This is a genomic window from Synechococcus sp. PROS-U-1 (assembly GCF_014279755.1).
GTDB lineage: Bacteria > Cyanobacteriota > Cyanobacteriia > PCC-6307 > Cyanobiaceae > Parasynechococcus.
Window position 1 is genome coordinate 2,246,192 of the sequence record NZ_CP047951.1, and the last position, 16,682, is coordinate 2,262,873.

Genomic DNA, 16,682 nt, shown 5'->3' on the forward strand with positions numbered 1-16,682 from the left:
GCAGCGCATTGTGTCATCCACCGCGGAACGTGAAGGACAGGCGACCCACAGCGGCCTATCCATCGTGCTGCCAACGTTTAACGAAGGCGGATCGATCCGCCAGGTGATCGAATCCCTGCTTCGTCTGAAGACCGAACATCCGCTCGAGATCCTGGTTGTCGATGACGATTCCCGCGATGGCACCCCTGATTTGGTCCGCGCCTTAGCCCGCCAGGACCCCAGGATCAGGATCATTCAACGGGTGGGACGCTCCGGACTGGCCAGCGCAATCAAGGAAGGCCTGATCGCAGCTCTCTATCCCCTCGCCGTAGTGATGGACAGCGATGGCCAGCATGAGCCCACCTCCGTTAGGGAGGCCGTCCTGGTCCTGCAACGTGAGTCCCTGGACGTGGTTGCGGGGAGCCGCTTCCTGGACAACTCCGAAATCCGTGGCCTCAGTGGTCGACGCACCGATGGTTCCACGCTCGCCAACCGGCTGGCCCGTTGGAGTCTTCCAAGGTCGTATCAGCACCTGAGCGATTGCATGAGCGGCTTCATCGTGCTGCGCCTCGATCGCTGTCTGCCCATGGTCCGCCAGGTGGACGTCAACGGCTTCAAATTTTTCTACGAGCTCCTGGCCATCAGCCGCGGCCGCCTGCAGGTGGGGGAAATCCCGCTGAGCTTTCAGCCGCGCCTGCATGGCAGCTCCAAGCTCGATCTCGCCATCCTCTGGGACTTCGTGGTGTCCCTGATTCACACCGCAACCCTGCGGCTGCTGCCACGGCGGGCAATCAGCTTCGGACTTGTTGGCGCCTCAGGTGTAGTGGTTCAGCTGATGTCGACCGCACTCCTCATGGGCCTGCTCAACCTCTCCTTTCAGCAGGCGCTTCCGGTGGCCGTGATCACCGCTGCAAGTTCGAATTATCTGGTGAACAATGCCCTCACCTTCCGCGATCGGCGCCAGAGCGGACGACAGCTGATCAAAGGGTTGCTGAAGTTCCTCCTGGTTGCCTCCCTCCCCGCACTTGCCAACGTCGGTCTGGCCACCAGTTTCTACACCCTGATCCAGGCCCATGCGCTCTGGGCCCAACTGGCGGGCATTGTTGTCGTCTACGTCTGGAACTATGCGGCCTCATCCCGCTTTGTCTGGAATAGCCCCTAAGCCGGCCTGGCTGCCCATCGGCCTGGGAAGCCTGCTGCGGCTGGTGCAGATCTGGATGCCAGTGCTTGGTGTCCATAGTTGGCGGCAGGCTGACACCGCGGCCATGGCCAGGCATTTCAGCCAAGCGGGCACACCGATCTGGCTGCCGCAAATCGACTGGGGAGGCGCGAGTGCGGGCTTTGTGGAGTCGGAATTTCCCCTCTACCCCTTTCTGATCAGCCGTCTTTACGGCCTCATGGGCGTGCAGGAATGGCTGGGGCGTGGTCTATCGGTGCTCTGCAGCGGGCTGACCATCTGGCTCGTGATGCGCCTCGGCAGGCGTTGGTTCAACCCCCAAGCCGGTTGGTGGGCGGGCCTGGCCTTTGCCATCGCACCGTTGGGGGTGTATTTCGGTCGCGCCTTCCAGGCCGAAGCCCTGTTGCTGCTTTGTGCCGCAGGGGCCCTGGAAAGCCTGAGCCTCTGGCGTGAGCGACGGTTGGCCTGGGCCCTGGCCCTGAGCTGGCTGGGCTTCACCACAGCTGGCCTGATCAAGGTGATTCCGCTGCTTTGGCTGGGGCTGCCCATGCTGATGGTGCACCTCACCTCCAACCCTCAAGGCGAGGCCCCACCCATGCGGTCCCTGCCCGGTCGCGTGCTTCGCCTGATGGGGAGCCCGGGGTTCTGGCTTTACATCGGTACCAGTCTTGCGGCGATCATCGGCTGGTTCTGGCATGCCCATCATCTAGGACTGGCCAGTGGACTGAGCTTCGGGTTCTGGGGGTCGGGGGCCGATCGCAGCAGCCTCAGTCTTCTATTGGACCTCAACAGCTGGACCAATCTGATGCTGCGGGTTGGCCTGCGTCTCCTGGCGCTGGTGGGGGTGCCTTTCCTGCTGATTGGCCTCAGGGCCAGCTGGCGCAGCGGTGGTGGGCAGATCGCGATCAGCGGTCTGCTGGGGGTTCTGCTCTGCACGGTCGCCACGATGCGCTCGAGCACGATCCATGAGTACTACCAACTGCCCCTGCTGCTGTTCAGCTCTCCACTGATCGGCTTGGGCTGGCAGACCTGGCAACAAAAACGCAGCCGCTGGCAGCCTCGGCTTTTGATCGGCCTTGCCCTGGTGGTGAGCCTCACGGTGCTCTCGGTGGATTACTGGGCCGTGGAGCATCGCCACCGTCAGGCGTGGATGCCCCTGGCCCTCACCATCCGCAGGGACTTACCAATCGACGCGAGGATCGTGAGTGTCACCAGCACCGATCCAACCCTGCTCAACCTGGCCCGCCGTCAGGGCTGGCTGATCTCCAGCAAGCAACTCACACCGGAACGGCTCCAGCGCTGGAAGAGCGCCGGAGCCAGCCATCTGGCCGGCAGCTTTGTGTGGGACAAGACCTACCGACCGATGCCTGAGAAGCGGCAACGGATTCTGCGGGAGATGGTGGGCGCCAGCCCCAACGCCTGGGTGGACACAAACAGCCAGACCTACCTGATTCCAATCGATGACCTCCAGTCCCAGCGCTGAATCCCGGCCATCGCCCCCCAAGGGCTTCCCCCCGCTGCTGTTGGTGCTTGCTGCAGGGATTGGCCTGCTGCTCTGGGGCGTCGCGGCGGCACGCCATGGCCTGCTGCAAAGCAATGCCTACGACCTGGGGCTGTTCGATCAGTGGGCCTGGCTGATCGGCTCCGGAACCGCACCGATCTCCTCGATGGAGCAGGTGCATGTGCTGGCCGACCACGGGGCCTGGATGCTCTATTTAGCGGGTGCGGCCTATTGGATCCTGCCCAGCCTGCAGTGGCTGCTGGCAAGTCAGGCGCTGGCCCTGAGCTGCACCGCGCTGCCGATCTGGTGGCTGGCGGAGCAAGCGGGACTGACCCGTCGACGCTGCTGGCTGGTCTGCGGCCTCTGGTGGCTGCAGCCGGTGGTATTCAACGCCGCCCTCTTCGATTTCCACCCCGAAACCTGGGTGATGCCTGCCTTCGCTCTGGCCCTCTGGGCCGAGCGACGCAATCGCCCCTGGCTGTGGTTTTCGCTGCTGCTTCTGATGCTGGGCTGCCGCGATGGCCTCGTGCTGATCACGGCAGGAATGGCCATCGATCTTGCTTGGCGCCGGCGTTGGCGATGGAGCCTTGCGGCGGGGGGAATCAGCATCGGATGGCTGCTGATGCTTAGTCGTTGGCTTTATCCACTGCTTCGGGATGGCAACGGGCCGAAGGCCGCATCGCGGATGTTCAGCCATTTGAACGGCGATCCGCTCACGGTTCTCAGTGGCCTGGATTGGGGCGGAGGATCGGAATATCTGCTGCTGCTTTGCCTGCCCTGCATCCCCCTGTGGCGACGGGCCTCCCTCAGCACGTTGCTGATCGGGCTGCCGTTGGTACTGGTGAATCTGCTCTCAGCCTCCGCCAGCTATCGCACCCTGGTGCATCACTACAGCCTGCCCCTGGCGGTGGTGGCCGTGGTGGCCTGCGTCGATGGTCTGCGGCGGCAACCCCAACCCCAGCGAAGCTTTCCCTGGATGCTGTGCTGGGCCGTGGCCTGCTGGCTCGCGCTGGCCAAGCCCTGGTTCTTTTCCGGCCCCTACCTGGCCCGGCTGCCCCAGATGCAAGCCGTTCAAGCGGCCCGGGCCCTGATTCAACCGCAAGACGCCGTGCTGACCACCAGCTATCTGGTGCCACAGCTCAGCCAGCGCACCACGGTCGGCTTCCCCAAGAACAAACAGAGCTCGCTCCTCGACGCAGGGCCCTGGAACGTGCTGCTGCTCAATCCCCGTGACCCGGGCTGGGGATCAACCCGACAGGTGCAGCAGAGCCTGCTTACTGAAGCCAGGGACAGGAGCTGGACCTGTCAGAGATGGGCATCTGGCCTGGAGCTGTGTCGAGCCCCTGCCGCCGCAACACCACAGCGCCGTCCCGACAGTGCACCAGCTGATAGCGCCCCGATCCTGTGAGTTCGGCCAATTCCTGACGAATCGCACGCTGTTGCTTGCGCTCACGCCGAAACAACGGCGCCAGAGGTGTGTAATAACCGGGGAAGGTCACCACCCAGTCGACCTCCCGCACGGTTCCCGCACGGTCGTTGTACTCGACATGCTTTGGGAAACGGATCAGCGCCTCACGCTCCGCCAGCTTGGGGAGCAAAGGGGTGTCAGCGGCAACGCTGGCCTGCGGTGGAACCAGAGCCATGGCGTTCAACGCTGCCTGGCGGCGTTGCAGCATCTGCTGGGGCGGGACATGAATCCAAGGCGAAAAGCTGTCTGGGATGAGAGCGGAGAGAGTGCGATGAGGGTTCCCCACCAGCGTGAGCACAAGGCCAAGGGAGATGGCAGCGGTCCAAGCGCTGCGCACCCACAGCCTCGACCAGGCCGCCGGATGCCGTTCCCACCAGAGCACAGCACCGAGATAGAGCCCTGGCACCAGAGCGAGCACATAGCGCAGCGTCACCGACAAGGCCGATCGCCCTTGCGAGAGCAGCGCAATGAGCAATGGAGCAGCCATCAGCAAAGCGGCATCCACCGAGAGCAGGGGAACAAACACCAGCGGCAGGCTCAATGCCAGCAGAAAGCCGAGTGTTGCCCCTGGCGGTGATACCAACGCTTGCAACAGAGCCCAAGGCCGGCGCAGCATGGCCAGCAGCACGGCCAGCGTTCCTCCGGAGGAATCCTCCGCCAAATGGCCAAACTTCTCCTGCAGGAATCGATCCGACAGGGAAGAGTCGACCAGCGGCTGCAGCCATCCCGTAACCAGCAGCACCCAGACAAAGGAGACCAGCATCAGAACGGCACCGGTGAGGCGTTGATCGGGACGGCGGACCAGGGCCCAGAGACCGAGTGAAAACAGCAACAGACCGCTGTCTTCACGAACCAGCAACAGCAACGCCCCGAACAGCAGCACCCGCCACAGGCAGGCGTCTAACAGACCACCCACGACAAGGAATGCCAGCAATGGCAACCACACCAGATCATGAAAGTTCTCCAGGACGGGGCCGATCACTGCACCGCTAAGGAAGTAGGCCAGGGTGATGCGCTCGGCCACGGGTCGGGGCAGCCTGGAATCCGCCAAACGCCACAGCACCAAACCAGCTGCAGCAAGCAAGCTGACCTGAACCAGGGGAAGTGCCCACATCCCCAGGAGAGCCACCAACGGAGAAAGCGACAGGGTCAAAAAATTGGCGTGTTGCCCCAGATGCAAATATCCAATTGAAGGGAGACCACCGTCGACAGCGACGGCACCTGACAGGACCGACGACAAACTGCTCTCAAAAGGTCGCCCCTGAGCCGTCGCCCAGAGCTCCTGGAGAAACAGGGCCTGGTCGTAGCTCGCGCTGAAACTGAACAGCCGCCAGGCCTGAAGCGCGAAACAGATCAGGGCAAACAGGCCTGCCATCACCAGCACGTTGCGTGGCCACCGTGGTGTGGAGGGCGCATCAGTGCCGAGGGGTCGACGCATACAGCCGTCCTGGATGGGTTTTGGGCAGATTACGGAGCGTCCTGCACGGGACCAAGAAGCACGCGCGTGCGCAGCAAGAGGAAATAGATGGATGTGTACAGAACCAGCTCACCCCACTCCTGATCGCGATTGAGGATCACATCGGAAAAGCTTCGGGTGGCAATGCAGAACGCCAGTGCGGAAACCGCAAGGAACAACGGCCAGCTGTAGAAAGCGGGAGTGAGAGCCTGGTTCACGGCCGCCATCGGCTCTGAACACCGTTTGGTCAGAGCTCGCATCCAGCGAGGGGCCAGAACCACAACAGCCAGGACACCAAGAGTCGCGAAGAACGTACCCATATCCAATCGATCCTGAAACCAGCCGATGTTGTGGAGGGTCGTCTCGTTCTGGGCGTTGATCTCGTTCAACAAGGGCGGGGTCCGCCAACTGAAGATCACCTGCCCCCAGGCGAGTTCCTCCATCAAAACCAGAGCCAGGCATCCTGCGCCGATCTGGAACAGACGCCCGGGTCGGCGCTCCTCAAGACGTGCGTTCAAATCGGTGCCAATCAACCAGGCCGCTCGGGTGGCGAGCACAAGGACAAGCACTTGGCTCCACTCGACCAGCCCCCCCTCGCCAAACACCAGGTTTTTGTAGGCGTCACGATCCGTAGAGCCGGTCTTCAGGCCCACAACAAGCAGAACCACCAGGGCCAGCAGACCCCACACCGCGCGCGCGCGACCCTGATGGGCCAAGGGATCGGCAACCGACAGCAACCGCAACAGCCACTGGGATCGAGTTGCCCAAATCGCCAATGCCGTGCTCACACCAGCCAGAACACCCCATCCGGGATCCAAAGCAGATCCGCCAGACACGGCAATCACCAGTTGCACCACCAACGTGAGAAGAGACGCAGCCGCAACCACCACACACAAGCCGGTGATGGCGGTCTTCAGGGCGCAACCACGTGTGTAGATCACTGCCACCAACTCGTCCCTAGCGCAAAGCGCAGGTTAAGCAAAGGTTTAGAAACGGATACGGGGGCCTGCGTTCAACCTCCGCACCATCCAACCGTGACTCAGCAATCCAGAGCAGCGGACCAAAGCCAGGCCTGGATCGTCCCCCTCACTCCAGGGTCTGTCCGCAACGTTCTGACAGTGATCACCGCAGGGTTTTTGGTAGCCCATTGCATCGTGCAAGTGGGCATTTACGGCTTCGGTAAGGAGAAATATTGGCTCGACAGCCTCAACATGGACAGAGAGCTCAATTTGCCCACCCTGTTCAGCAGCGCGCTGTTGCTGATGGCGGCTTTATTGATGCAGCGACTGGGGCAGAGCAACGATCGCATCGCTGCACGGGACTGGCGTTTGCTGTCGAAGATTTTCATCTTTCTGGCGCTTGACGAAGCCCTGCAGATCCACGAGATCCTGATCATTCCGGGGCTAAGGCACCAAGTGCACCCAGCCCTGGCATCCACCTGGGTGATCCCCTACACCGCCCTCGCCCTGGTCATGCTGTGGCGATTTCGCGGCTTCCTTGGGTCGATCCCAAGAGCCACGGCAGCACGGTTGCTGCGCTCAGGTGCCGTCTACATCGGCGGCGCCATCGGCATGGAAATGGTTGGCAGCTTCGCCGTTCGATCCAGCCTGATCCGCCTGCATAGCCCCTGGTATGGCGCCATCACAGGCCTGGAGGAAGCCTTGGAGCTGCTTGGCATCATTTTGCTGATCGATGCACTGCTGCGAGCGCTGCTCGATCAACACAACGGCATTGATCTCACCTTGCGTCTGGGCGCTAATTCAGACGAAAACTGAACAAAAAAAACCGCCCAGTTGGGCGGTTTAAGGAAACATCGGACCTGATCAAAGAGCGTTGCCGCGAGGCAGAACCTCTTCAGGGAAGACGAAGTTTTCGTGCGGCTGGTCAGCCGGTGCCATCCAGGCACGCAGACCTTCATTTAGAAGGATGTTCTTGGTGTAGAAGGTCTCAAATTCGGGATCTTCTGCAGCGCGGATTTCCTGTGACACGAAGTCGTAGGCGCGCAGGTTGAGGGCCAAACCGATGATGCCGATGGAGCTGGTCCACAGGCCCATCACAGGCACGAACAGCATGAAGAAGTGCAGCCAGCGCTTGTTGGAGAAGGCGATACCGAAGATCTGACTCCAGAAGCGGTTGGCGGTGACCATGGAATAGGTCTCTTCTTCCTGGGTGGGCTCGAACGCCTTGAAGGTGTTGGCCTGCTCACCATCCTCAAACAGGGTGTTTTCCACAGTGGCGCCGTGAATGGCGCAGAGCAGTGCACCGCCGAGGATGCCGGCGACGCCCATCATGTGGAAGGGGTTCAGGGTCCAGTTGTGGAAGCCCTGGAGGAAGAGGAGGAAGCGGAAGATCGCTGCCACACCAAAGGAGGGGGCGAAGAACCAGCTGCTCTGGCCGAGGGGGTACATCAGGAAGACACTGACGAACACCGCGATCGGACCGGAGAAGGCGATGGCGTTGTAGGGGCGAATGCCGACCAGACGAGCGATCTCGAACTGGCGGAGCATGAAGCCGATCAGAGCGAAGGCGCCGTGCAGGGCAACGAAGGCCCAGAGGCCGCCGAGCTGACACCAGCGAACGAAATCACCCTGGGCTTCAGGACCCCAGAGAAGGAGCAAGCTGTGACCCATCGCATCAGCGGGGGTGGAAACAGCTGCGGTGAGGAAGTTGCAACCTTCCAGGTACGAGGAGGCAATGCCGTGGGTGTACCAGGAGGTGACAAAGGTGGTGCCTGTCAGCCAGCCACCGATGGCCAGGTAGGCCGTTGGAAGGAGAAGGATGCCGGACCAGCCGACAAAAACGAAGCGGTCGCGCTTGAGCCAGTCATCGAGGACGTCGAACCATCCCCGCTGTGGCGCACGTCCTACAGCGATCGTCATGAGAAGTGCTTCATGATCCGTTACACGAAGGAGCCTAGGGGCTGATCACGGAAATGGGGCGGCTCCCCGCACCCATTTCGAAGGGATGAGTAGAAATGCGCATTTCTGGACCGACGGGATGCCGCCCCCTCCGCGAAGATGGCGCATCGATCTCTTTTAAAGCTTTGTACGTCATCGAACTGGCCCTGCGCATGAGTCCTCTCCCGGTGTCTGTTCAGCGCAAAGAACTTGCGGATGCTGATGCGCTGTATCAGCAGATCCGCCAGGCCATCGACCACGGCCAACCCCGCCTTCTGGAGCTCACCTGCGAGAAAGTGGACGGCAAGAAAGTGACGCTGCTGGTCAGTGAAGTTCTCGCCGTTCAGCTTTATGAAAAGGCTTCGGCAACGGGTGGCAGCAAGCGTCCCGGCTTTTCCTTTGATTCCTGACACCGCCACCGCTGAACTCAGTGTTGAGGGCGTCAGCCATCGATGGCCGAACGGCAATCAAGCCCTCGACCACTGCAACCTTGTGATCCCAGGCCCTGGTCTGTGGATGCTGGTGGGGAGCAACGGCAGCGGCAAAAGCACCCTGTTCCGCCTGATGTCCGGACTCTTGGAACCTCAGAGCGGGCGCATTCACTGCCGGACCAAAACAGCTCTGGTGTTTCAAAACCCAGACCATCAACTGTTGCTCCCCAGTTGCGGCAGTGATCTGATGCTTGGCATGGACCCCCAAGAACCAGGGAAGCAACGCCAAAGCACGGTGCGAGACCTACTGAAACAGTTCGGCCTGGTTCAGATGGAGCAGCGACCCATTCACAGCCTCAGCGGCGGCCAGAAACAACGTCTGGCCATCGCCGGAGCCCTGGCGAGTGATGCCGGACTGCTGCTGCTGGATGAGCCGACCGCCCTGTTGGACCCCGACAGTCAGACCACGGTGCTGCACACCGTGCAACGCCTGTGCAAAGACCCCGTCAAACCGATCACGGCCCTGTGGATCACCCACAGATTGGGGGAGTTGGCCTTCGCCGATGGTGCGGCCCGTATGCACGATGGCCGCATCGGCCCATGGACCAGCGGCATGGAACTGCAACGACGCTTGCAGGGCGGCGCATTCGAGAGGTAAGGTCTCCGGGAGCCATTCCTCGGTAGCTCAGCGGTAGAGCGGTCGACTGTTAATCGATTGGTCGCAGGTTCGAATCCCGCCCGGGGAGCTTTAAAGCCACAGCATTTGCTGTGGCTTTTTTATTGACAAAAAAAGGAATTTCGTGACGGGTGATTGCCCGAAGCGGAAGACTTCCTAAACAGCCGATCGAGAAACAAAACTAAAAAAGCCTTCACATCGCTGTCACTGCAGACGATCTCCTGCAAACAAGCCCATCACTGACTCGCCACCCAAAATCTGCAGACACTTGAAAAGCTTGAGAGAATCTGCTCAGCGTTACTCCCGACAGACAAGCGCTCCTTTTTCTCCAGCCGCATTGCCGCTAAACCATGAAGCCTTGCATCCTGCTAATCGAAGATGACCAGGACATGCGCGACCTGGTGAGCGGTCACCTGGAGCACAGTGGTTTCGACGTGCAGCGCGCCGACGACGGCATTAAAGGTCAGGCCCTTGCTCTCCAGTACACCCCTGATCTGATCCTGCTGGATCTAATGCTGCCGAAGGTTGACGGCCTCACCCTCTGTCAGCGCCTGCGGCGTGACGACCGCACAGCGGGCATTCCGATCCTGATGCTTACAGCTCTAGGAGGCACAAAGGACAAAGTCAGCGGTTTCAACTCCGGTGCAGATGACTACCTGACCAAACCCTTTGATCTGGAAGAGCTTCAGGTCAGGATCAAGGCTTTGTTGCGTCGCAGTGATCGTGCACCTGTCGGGTCCACGAATCACAACGAAATCCTCAGCTATGGGCCCCTCACCCTGGTGCCCGAACGCTTTGAGGCCATCTGGTTCGATCAACCGGTGAGGCTCACACACCTGGAGTTCGAACTGCTCCACTGCCTGCTCCAACGTCACGGACAGACCGTGGCGCCATCGTTGATCCTCAAAGAGGTTTGGGGCTACGAACCGGATGACGACATTGAGACCATTCGGGTGCATGTCAGGCACCTGCGTACCAAGCTGGAACCCGATCCCCGCAAGCCGCGGTTCATCAAAACGGTGTACGGAGCGGGCTATTGCCTGGAGCTCCCCACCAGCGCTCAGATGGATGGCCTTGAGGACGTGGTGGCCATGGCCCGCGAGGAACGCAAGCAGCAAGGCGATCGGGCCTCGGCCTGATCGCCGCTCTAGGCGGCCTTTGTGACGGATGGGGTGAGGTCCAGCAGCGCCACCTCCCAGGCCAATCGAGGCTGAACGAAGCAGAGCAGCTGGCTACGCAGCGTCTCTAGGCGCTTGAGCATGACGGCAGAGCTGCCATTGCGCCAGAGCCGGTGCTGCCACCAGCTGATCAACCACAGCTGCTGCTCGCCATCCAGGGCTTCGCAGAGATCGCGGGCCAGCGCCAGCGCCTCCATCGGAATGGCGGGGAGGGCATCGAGGCGCTGAACCAACTCCGCAGGAACACTCGCCAGACTGCGGCGATGGTCGATCAGGGCACCTGGAGAACCTGCGGCCAACGCCAACAGTTCTGGAGCGTCCTGAGCTTGTGCACCGGCGCGCTCAAGAACCTGTTCCATGGCGTCGGGGTTGAGGCGGAGGAAACGAATCAACTGACAACGGGAACGAATCGTGCTGAGCAGCCGCTCTGGGGCTGACGTCAACAGGATCAGCACCCCATGGCCTGGTTCCTCAAGCGTTTTGAGCAGGGCATTGGCCGCTGACTCCGCCATTGCTTCAGCGGCTTCAATCACCACCATCCCTCGCTTCGCCTCCACCGGCTGGCGTGCCAGACAGCGGCCGATGTCTCGGATCTGCTCCAACCGCAACTGTGGCGGAGTGCGGCGGCTGAGTCCCGCCTCCTCAGCTTCAGCACGGGTCAACAGACGGCCCTGGTGCTGATAGGTGGGCTCCACCCAGAGCAGGTCAGGGTGATTGCGCTCCAGCAAGCGTCGACGCTGCCGAGCCGAAGGCTGAGCATCGGCCAGCAGCCCCTCCAGAAAACGCACCGCCGCCAGTTGACGTCCCACCCCCTCCGGACCGGCGAAGAGGTAGGCCGGGGCCACGCGTCCCTGGGCCAGGGCTGCCGACAGCAGATCAACGGCGAGGTGCTGGCCGATCAGATCCTCAAACAGCGCGCTCAAGCCAGATGCTCCCGAATCTGATGTTCCAGAGCCGCACGGACAGCTCCGGCTGACTGGTCCGCAGCGACGGAGCACCAGGAGCGCTGCTGGGCCAACTGCGCAAACCCCTGCGCAACCCGTTCGAGAAACGCAGCTCCCTCCGCTTCGATGCGGTCCTGCTTGTCCCCGAGGCGCCTCTGGAGACTGTCTTCAATAGAAAGGCTCAGCCAGAGGGTGAGATCGGGCTGCAGGCCCGTAGTGGCGATTTGTTCCAGGCGCTGAATCAAGTCGCCATTCAAACCACGGCCATAGCCCTGATACGCCAGGGTTGATCCCGAAAAGCGATCGCTGATCACCCAGTCGCCGCGCTCCAGAGCCGGTCGGATCAACGTTTCAACATGCTGAGCTCGATCGGCGGCATACAGCAGAAGTTCGGCGGTGGGAGCTGGCGCCTCCTGGTCTGCCGTATGCAGCAGCAGTTCACGAATTGAGCGCCCGAGGAGAGTCCCTCCGGGCTCACGGGTGCACACAAGAGCAGCACCCTTGGGCATCAGACCGCTGTTGGGCAACCACTCGACCAGATGCCGGATCTGCGTGGTCTTGCCGCAACCATCAATGCCCTCCAAAACAATGAAGCGTCCGGTCATGGCAAGCGAAGAGCCAGGGCATTCATCACCACGGTGATCGAACTCAAGGCCATCAGCAGCGCCGCCAGAGGAGGCGAGAGCAGCACCCCATGGCTGGGGAGAAGGGCACCCGCGGCAACCGGGAGAACGATGAGGTTGTAACCGAAGGCCCAGAAAAGGTTCTGCCGCACCTTCACCAGAGTGCGGCGGGCCAGGCTGAGGGCTTCGGGAAGGTTGTCGAGCCGATCTCCCAGCAGCACCAGACCAGCAGAGTCCTGAGCGATCTGCGTGCCCGTACCGATGGCAATCCCAAGATCAGCCGCGGCCAAAGCCGGCGCATCATTGATGCCGTCACCCACCATGGCCACCCTCTGCCCATGACGCAGCTGCTCGAGGCGTTGCAGCTTCTGCTCCGGAAGCATTTGCCAGCCCAGATCCTGAGCAGCGAAACCCAACTGCTGACCAAGGCGCTGAACGGCTGCCTCCCGATCTCCACTGAACACCGAAAGGGCCAGACCGTGAGAGCGCAGGCGTTGCAGCGCAGGAGCGACATCCGGGCGCATCTGATCCTCGATCTGAACCAGTCCCAACAGGTGATCACCCACAGCAACCGCCACCACCGAGCCTTCGGCGGCAGCGAGCCAGCCCTGGGCGGCGGCGGCAATGCCAACTCCCTGCGCCAGCAACCAGTCCGGCTTGCCCACACGAACTCGGTCCGGTGCACCCTCCACATGGCCCTCCAGCCCCTGGCCAGACACCGTGCGCACGTCGTGGCACTCCAGAAGAGGGAGCTCCCGGCCCTGGGCCTCTTGGAGCAGGGCGTAGGCCAAGGGGTGCCTGCTGCTTTGCTCCAGGCTGGCTGCGAGCTGCAACAGACGATCCGGGTCGTCCCCATGCACATCGGTCACGAGGGGGCGACCCAAGGTGAGGGTGCCGGTCTTGTCGAACACCACATGGTCCAAACCTGCAGCGGTCTCGATCACATCGCCACCGCGGAACAGCCAGCCGCGCCGTGCCGCCAGGCCGGTGGCCACGGTGATCACCGTTGGAGTGGCCAGACCGAGGGCGCAGGGGCAAGCGACCACAAGGACCGCAATTGACAGTTGCAGGGCCAGACCAACCGGCGTGCTGGCTCCACTGCCCAATCCCCCGTGATGCATCCCATGGGCAGGATCCATCGCATGGGTCATCGCATGGTCATGGGGCATCCCTGGCGCTGAAGCCTGGAGGACCTGGGGCCAATAACCGGCACCAAACAACCACCAGAAGAGAAACGTGGCGACAGCCAGGCCGATGACGCCGTAGCAAAAGCGGCCCGCCACACGATCGGCCAGGCCCTGGATGGGCGCCCGACGGGCCTGCGCCTGCTCCACCAAGCGGATGATGCGGGCCAGGGCGGTTTCGGCACCAACCCGAGTGACCTCAAACACCAGGGTTGCCTCCAGATTGAGGCTGCCGGAGGCCAACTCAGTGCCGGATTCCGCCTGCAACGGCAAAGGCTCACCGGTGAGGCTTGAGACGTCAACAGCCGAGGCCCCCTCAAGCACCACGCCATCCACCGGGACGCGATCACCGGCCAGCAGCTGCACTGTTTCACCGGGCCGGAGAGCGCCAACGCGCACCTCACGAATCGCTCCGTCGGGCAACAGCAGGCGGGCGGTGTCGGGCTGGAGCCGAGCAAGTTGCTGCAACGCCTGCCCTGTCCGAAAACGGGCCCGTTCCTCGAGAAAACGCCCCAGCAGGACGAACCCCAGCAGCATCACCGGTTCATTGAAGAAACAGGGCCAACCCACCTGGGGCCAAACCAAGGCAACCAGGCTGGCCACATAGGCACTGCTCACGCCAAGGCCAACAAGGGAATCCATGCTGGGAGCCCCTGCACGGGCCGCCACAACACCACCCATCAAAATCGGACGGCCCGGTCCCAGCAGAGCCACCGTTGCGAGCGTGGCGTGAAAGGGCAGGGTGCCGATCAGGGGAAGCGACAGATGCCCTGCCTCGCTGAGATGGCCAAGCACGGACAGCAACAGCAGCACCAGGGCAACCATCAGCTGTCGCCATTGCTGCCACCAGCCCGGCAACGCTTGCCCGGAAGCCGCCGTACCGATCGGGTCATCCAAAGGGCGCTCTTTGGCCGGGAACCCCCTGTCTGCGAGGGCTTTCAACACCCCAGCTACATCGTTTTCACCCGCGGTGAGATCGAGCCAAGCCGAGCGGCTGACCAGATTCACATCGGCACGCTGGACCCCAGGCTGATCCAGCAGGGTGGTTTCAACAGCGCGAACGCAACCGCCGCATTTCATCCCTTCAACATCCAGGACGACGGTCTGAACCGCAGGGCTCACAGGTGTTTACGCAACAGGGATCATTACGAGCAGGCTAGGTCGGGCTCCGGTCCCGTCAGGATGGGGGCCCGTCCGCCGGAGCGCCGTGCCCCGCAGCAACCGCAACGACAACTTCATTGACAAGAGCTTCACGGTGATGGCGGACCTGATCGTCAAGCTGTTGCCGATCAATGCCCGCTCGAAGGAGGCCTACGTCTATTACCGCGACGGCCTCTCGGCCCAGAACGACGGTGATTACGCCGAGGCGCTGGAGAACTACGAGGAAGCCCTGAAGCTTGAGGAGAACTCCACAGACCGGAGTGAAACCCTCAAGAACATGGCCATCATCTACATGTCCAACGGCGAGGAGGAGCGGGCGATCGAGACCTACCAGCAGGCTCTCGAAGAAAACCCAAAGCAACCCTCCTGCCTTAAGAACATGGGGCTGATCTACGAGAAACGGGGGCGAATCGCCGAGGAAGGCGGTCGGCAAGACGAAGCCGATCGCTGGTTTGACCAGGCGGCCGACGTCTGGACCCAGGCGGTGCGCCTCAATCCCGGCGGGTATCTCGATATCGAGAACTGGTTGAAGTCAACGGGCCGCAGCAACGTCGACGTCTACTTCTGAATCAGGCCTGATCAGGCTGCACAGCGTCACCAAGCGCCAGCACCAAGGCCTCGGTGACGCTATCGGCCTCCAGAAGAGCCAAATCCAAACCCGACGCCAGATCTCCGAGGCCGCTGCCCCGGGGCACGACAGCCCTTCGGAATCCCAGCCGTGCCGCTTCCTGGAGCCGCAGCTCCAGCTGGCCCACAGGACGCAGCTGCCCCCCCAGGCCCAGCTCGCCGATCAACACCGTCCCCGCGGGCAGGGTGAGGTCTCTGAAGCTGGCGACCACCGCCGCAGCAACCCCCAGATCCGCCGCCGGCTCCTCCACCTCCAGACCACCGGCGACGGCGAGGTAGCAATCAAAGCGGGACAGCGGCAGCCCCATGTGCTTCTCCAGCACCGCAAGGATCTGGTGCAAGCGGTTTGTGCCAATCCCTGTGGCCGTACGACGGGGGCTGGCATAGCTGGTGACATTCACCAGGGCCTGCAGATCCACCACCAGTGATCGTGTGCCCTCACAGGCCACGATCGTGGCAACACCGGAGGCACGGGCATCGCTCAGGAACAGCTCACTGGGGTTGCCCACCTCGGCCAAGCCACCGCTCTGCATCTCGAACAAGCCCAACTCATGGGTGGCGCCGAAGCGGTTCTTGACGGCGCGCAGCAGGCGGTGACTGGCGAAGCGGTCTCCTTCGAAGGTGAGCACCGCATCCACAAGGTGTTCCAACACCTTCGGGCCCGCCAGCATGCCTTCCTTGGTGACGTGACCCACCAACAGCAGGGAGATGTTCTGGCGTTTGGCCAGCCGTTGCAGCGCGGCCGCACATTCACGAACCTGGCCGACCGACCCCGGAGCACTGGTGAGGTTGGCGTCATGCAACGCCTGAATGCTGTCGATGATCGCCACAGCGGGACGCAGCGCCTCCAGCTCCTCCAGCACCAGCTCCAGATCGGTTTCGGCAAGCAACTGCAGCTCCGAAGCCCCTCCGGCAAGCCGCTGCCACCGCAGCTTCACCTGCTGCGCCGATTCCTCAGCACTCACATAAAGCACCGATGCACCGGCCGCCATTGCCGAGGCGCTCTGCAGCAACAATGTGCTCTTCCCGATCCCCGGATCGCCGCCCACGAGCACCAGCGAACCCGGCACAAGGCCGCCACCCAGAACACGGTCAAATTCAGCGGAGCCGGTTGCCAGGCGCCGCAGCGGTTGATCCTCCAGCGAGGCCATGGCCGTGGAACGTCTCGGTGCAGCAGCCACCTCTGGATCCGGGGCACTGCGGCGGCGACGGCCATCGGCTGGAGGCTGGGATTGCTCCACCAGGGAATTCCAGCTGCCGCACTCGGGGCAACGGCCAAAAAACTGTCGAGCACGGGCTCCGCAGACCTGACAGATGAAAACAGCGGTGGACTTGGGCACTGCGAACTGTGAAGAAAGTTGCCGTTGAATGAACGAAACA

Annotated in this window: 14 protein-coding genes, 1 tRNA gene and 1 pseudogene; 9 read left to right on the forward strand and 7 right to left on the reverse strand. The window is 62.3% G+C overall.

The genetic code is table 11. The features are described 5' to 3' along the window. Positions 1–10: 10 nt before the first annotated feature. Genes SynPROSU1_RS12235 through SynPROSU1_RS12245 form a run of 3 tightly spaced genes read left to right on the forward strand, consistent with a single transcriptional unit; the run spans position 11 to position 4,065 of the window. A complete protein-coding gene (locus SynPROSU1_RS12235) occupies positions 11–1,141 on the forward strand; it encodes a glycosyltransferase family 2 protein (RefSeq protein WP_186570737.1) in 1,131 nt (376 codons plus the stop codon). Continuing rightward, entirely contained in the window at positions 1,104–2,639 is a 1,536-nt protein-coding gene (locus SynPROSU1_RS12240; protein WP_255444676.1) for a glycosyltransferase family 39 protein, read from the forward strand. The genes SynPROSU1_RS12235 and SynPROSU1_RS12240 overlap by 38 nt, the downstream gene beginning before the upstream one ends. Beyond that, positions 2,617–4,065 (forward strand): DUF2079 domain-containing protein, encoded by a 1,449-nt coding sequence (locus SynPROSU1_RS12245; RefSeq protein WP_186570738.1) that lies wholly within the window; start codon positions 2,617–2,619, stop codon positions 4,063–4,065. The genes SynPROSU1_RS12240 and SynPROSU1_RS12245 overlap by 23 nt, the downstream gene beginning before the upstream one ends. Before the next feature lie 7 nt (positions 4,066–4,072). Here the strand turns inward: SynPROSU1_RS12245 and SynPROSU1_RS12250 are convergent. After that, positions 4,073–5,563, reverse strand: a pseudogene (locus SynPROSU1_RS12250) (DUF2079 domain-containing protein); the annotation flags it as partial. Positions 5,564–5,592: 29 nt separating this feature from the next. Continuing rightward, positions 5,593–6,528 carry a hypothetical protein gene (locus SynPROSU1_RS12255; protein WP_186570739.1) on the reverse strand — a complete coding sequence of 312 codons (936 nt, stop codon included), beginning with the start codon at positions 6,526–6,528 and terminating at the stop codon, positions 5,593–5,595. Between the two features lie 87 nt (positions 6,529–6,615). Here SynPROSU1_RS12255 and SynPROSU1_RS12260 point away from each other — a divergent pair, with 87 nt between their 5' ends. Further along, positions 6,616–7,356 (forward strand): hypothetical protein, encoded by a 741-nt coding sequence (locus SynPROSU1_RS12260; RefSeq protein WP_255444677.1) that lies wholly within the window; start codon positions 6,616–6,618, stop codon positions 7,354–7,356. 48 nt (positions 7,357–7,404) lie between these two features. Here SynPROSU1_RS12260 and psbD read toward each other — a convergent pair whose 3' ends face one another. Next, a complete protein-coding gene (psbD, locus tag SynPROSU1_RS12265) occupies positions 7,405–8,460 on the reverse strand; it encodes a photosystem II D2 protein (photosystem q(a) protein) (RefSeq protein ID WP_006851499.1) in 1,056 nt (351 codons plus the stop codon). A gap of 164 nt (positions 8,461–8,624) precedes the next feature. Between psbD and SynPROSU1_RS12270 the strand changes: the two genes are divergently transcribed. From SynPROSU1_RS12270 to SynPROSU1_RS12285, 4 genes are all read left to right on the forward strand, one after another. Next, positions 8,625–8,888, forward strand: coding sequence for a hypothetical protein (locus SynPROSU1_RS12270; protein ID WP_186572390.1), 264 nt, complete (start codon positions 8,625–8,627; stop codon positions 8,886–8,888). After that, entirely contained in the window at positions 8,878–9,567 is a 690-nt protein-coding gene (locus tag SynPROSU1_RS12275) for an ABC transporter ATP-binding protein (RefSeq protein WP_255444913.1), read from the forward strand. The genes SynPROSU1_RS12270 and SynPROSU1_RS12275 overlap by 11 nt, the downstream gene beginning before the upstream one ends. Positions 9,568–9,583: 16 nt before the next feature. After that, a tRNA-Asn gene (locus SynPROSU1_RS12280) sits at positions 9,584–9,655 on the forward strand. 280 nt (positions 9,656–9,935) lie between these two features. Continuing rightward, entirely contained in the window at positions 9,936–10,724 is a 789-nt protein-coding gene (locus tag SynPROSU1_RS12285; protein ID WP_186570741.1) for a response regulator transcription factor, read from the forward strand. An 8-nt stretch (positions 10,725–10,732) separates the two neighbouring features. Here SynPROSU1_RS12285 and holB read toward each other — a convergent pair whose 3' ends face one another. The 3 genes from holB to SynPROSU1_RS12300 are packed head-to-tail and all read right to left on the reverse strand — an operon-like array spanning position 10,733 to position 14,636. Beyond that, a complete protein-coding gene (gene holB, locus SynPROSU1_RS12290) occupies positions 10,733–11,686 on the reverse strand; it encodes a DNA polymerase III subunit delta' (protein WP_186570742.1) in 954 nt (317 codons plus the stop codon). Continuing rightward, a complete protein-coding gene (gene tmk, locus SynPROSU1_RS12295) occupies positions 11,683–12,312 on the reverse strand; it encodes a dTMP kinase (protein ID WP_186570743.1) in 630 nt (209 codons plus the stop codon). The genes holB and tmk overlap by 4 nt, the downstream gene beginning before the upstream one ends. Continuing rightward, positions 12,309–14,636: a cation-translocating P-type ATPase gene (locus SynPROSU1_RS12300; protein ID WP_186570744.1), complete on the reverse strand. Its 2,328-nt coding sequence runs from the start codon at positions 14,634–14,636 to the stop codon at positions 12,309–12,311. Before SynPROSU1_RS12300 ends, tmk begins: the two co-directional genes overlap by 4 nt. An 85-nt stretch (positions 14,637–14,721) precedes the next feature. Here SynPROSU1_RS12300 and SynPROSU1_RS12305 point away from each other — a divergent pair, with 85 nt between their 5' ends. Beyond that, positions 14,722–15,243, forward strand: coding sequence for a photosystem I assembly protein Ycf3 (locus tag SynPROSU1_RS12305; protein ID WP_186570745.1), 522 nt, complete (start codon positions 14,722–14,724; stop codon positions 15,241–15,243). 1 nt (position 15,244) lies between these two features. On the opposite strand, the gene radA is transcribed toward SynPROSU1_RS12305, so the two are convergent. Beyond that, a complete protein-coding gene (radA, locus tag SynPROSU1_RS12310) occupies positions 15,245–16,642 on the reverse strand; it encodes a DNA repair protein RadA (protein ID WP_186570746.1) in 1,398 nt (465 codons plus the stop codon). Between the last annotated feature and the right edge of the window lie 40 nt (positions 16,643–16,682).

Coding starts and splice junctions, on each gene's coding strand:
- psbD (WP_006851499.1), bottom strand. CDS start 8,460: ATGACGATCGCTGTAGGACGTGCGCCACAGCGGGGATGGTTCGACGTC.
- tmk (WP_186570743.1), bottom strand. CDS start 12,312: ATGACCGGACGCTTCATTGTTTTGGAGGGCATTGATGGTTGCGGCAAG.
- SynPROSU1_RS12240 (WP_255444676.1), top strand. CDS start 1,104: ATGCGGCCTCATCCCGCTTTGTCTGGAATAGCCCCTAAGCCGGCCTGG.
- SynPROSU1_RS12245 (WP_186570738.1), top strand. CDS start 2,617: ATGACCTCCAGTCCCAGCGCTGAATCCCGGCCATCGCCCCCCAAGGGC.
- SynPROSU1_RS12285 (WP_186570741.1), top strand. CDS start 9,936: ATGAAGCCTTGCATCCTGCTAATCGAAGATGACCAGGACATGCGCGAC.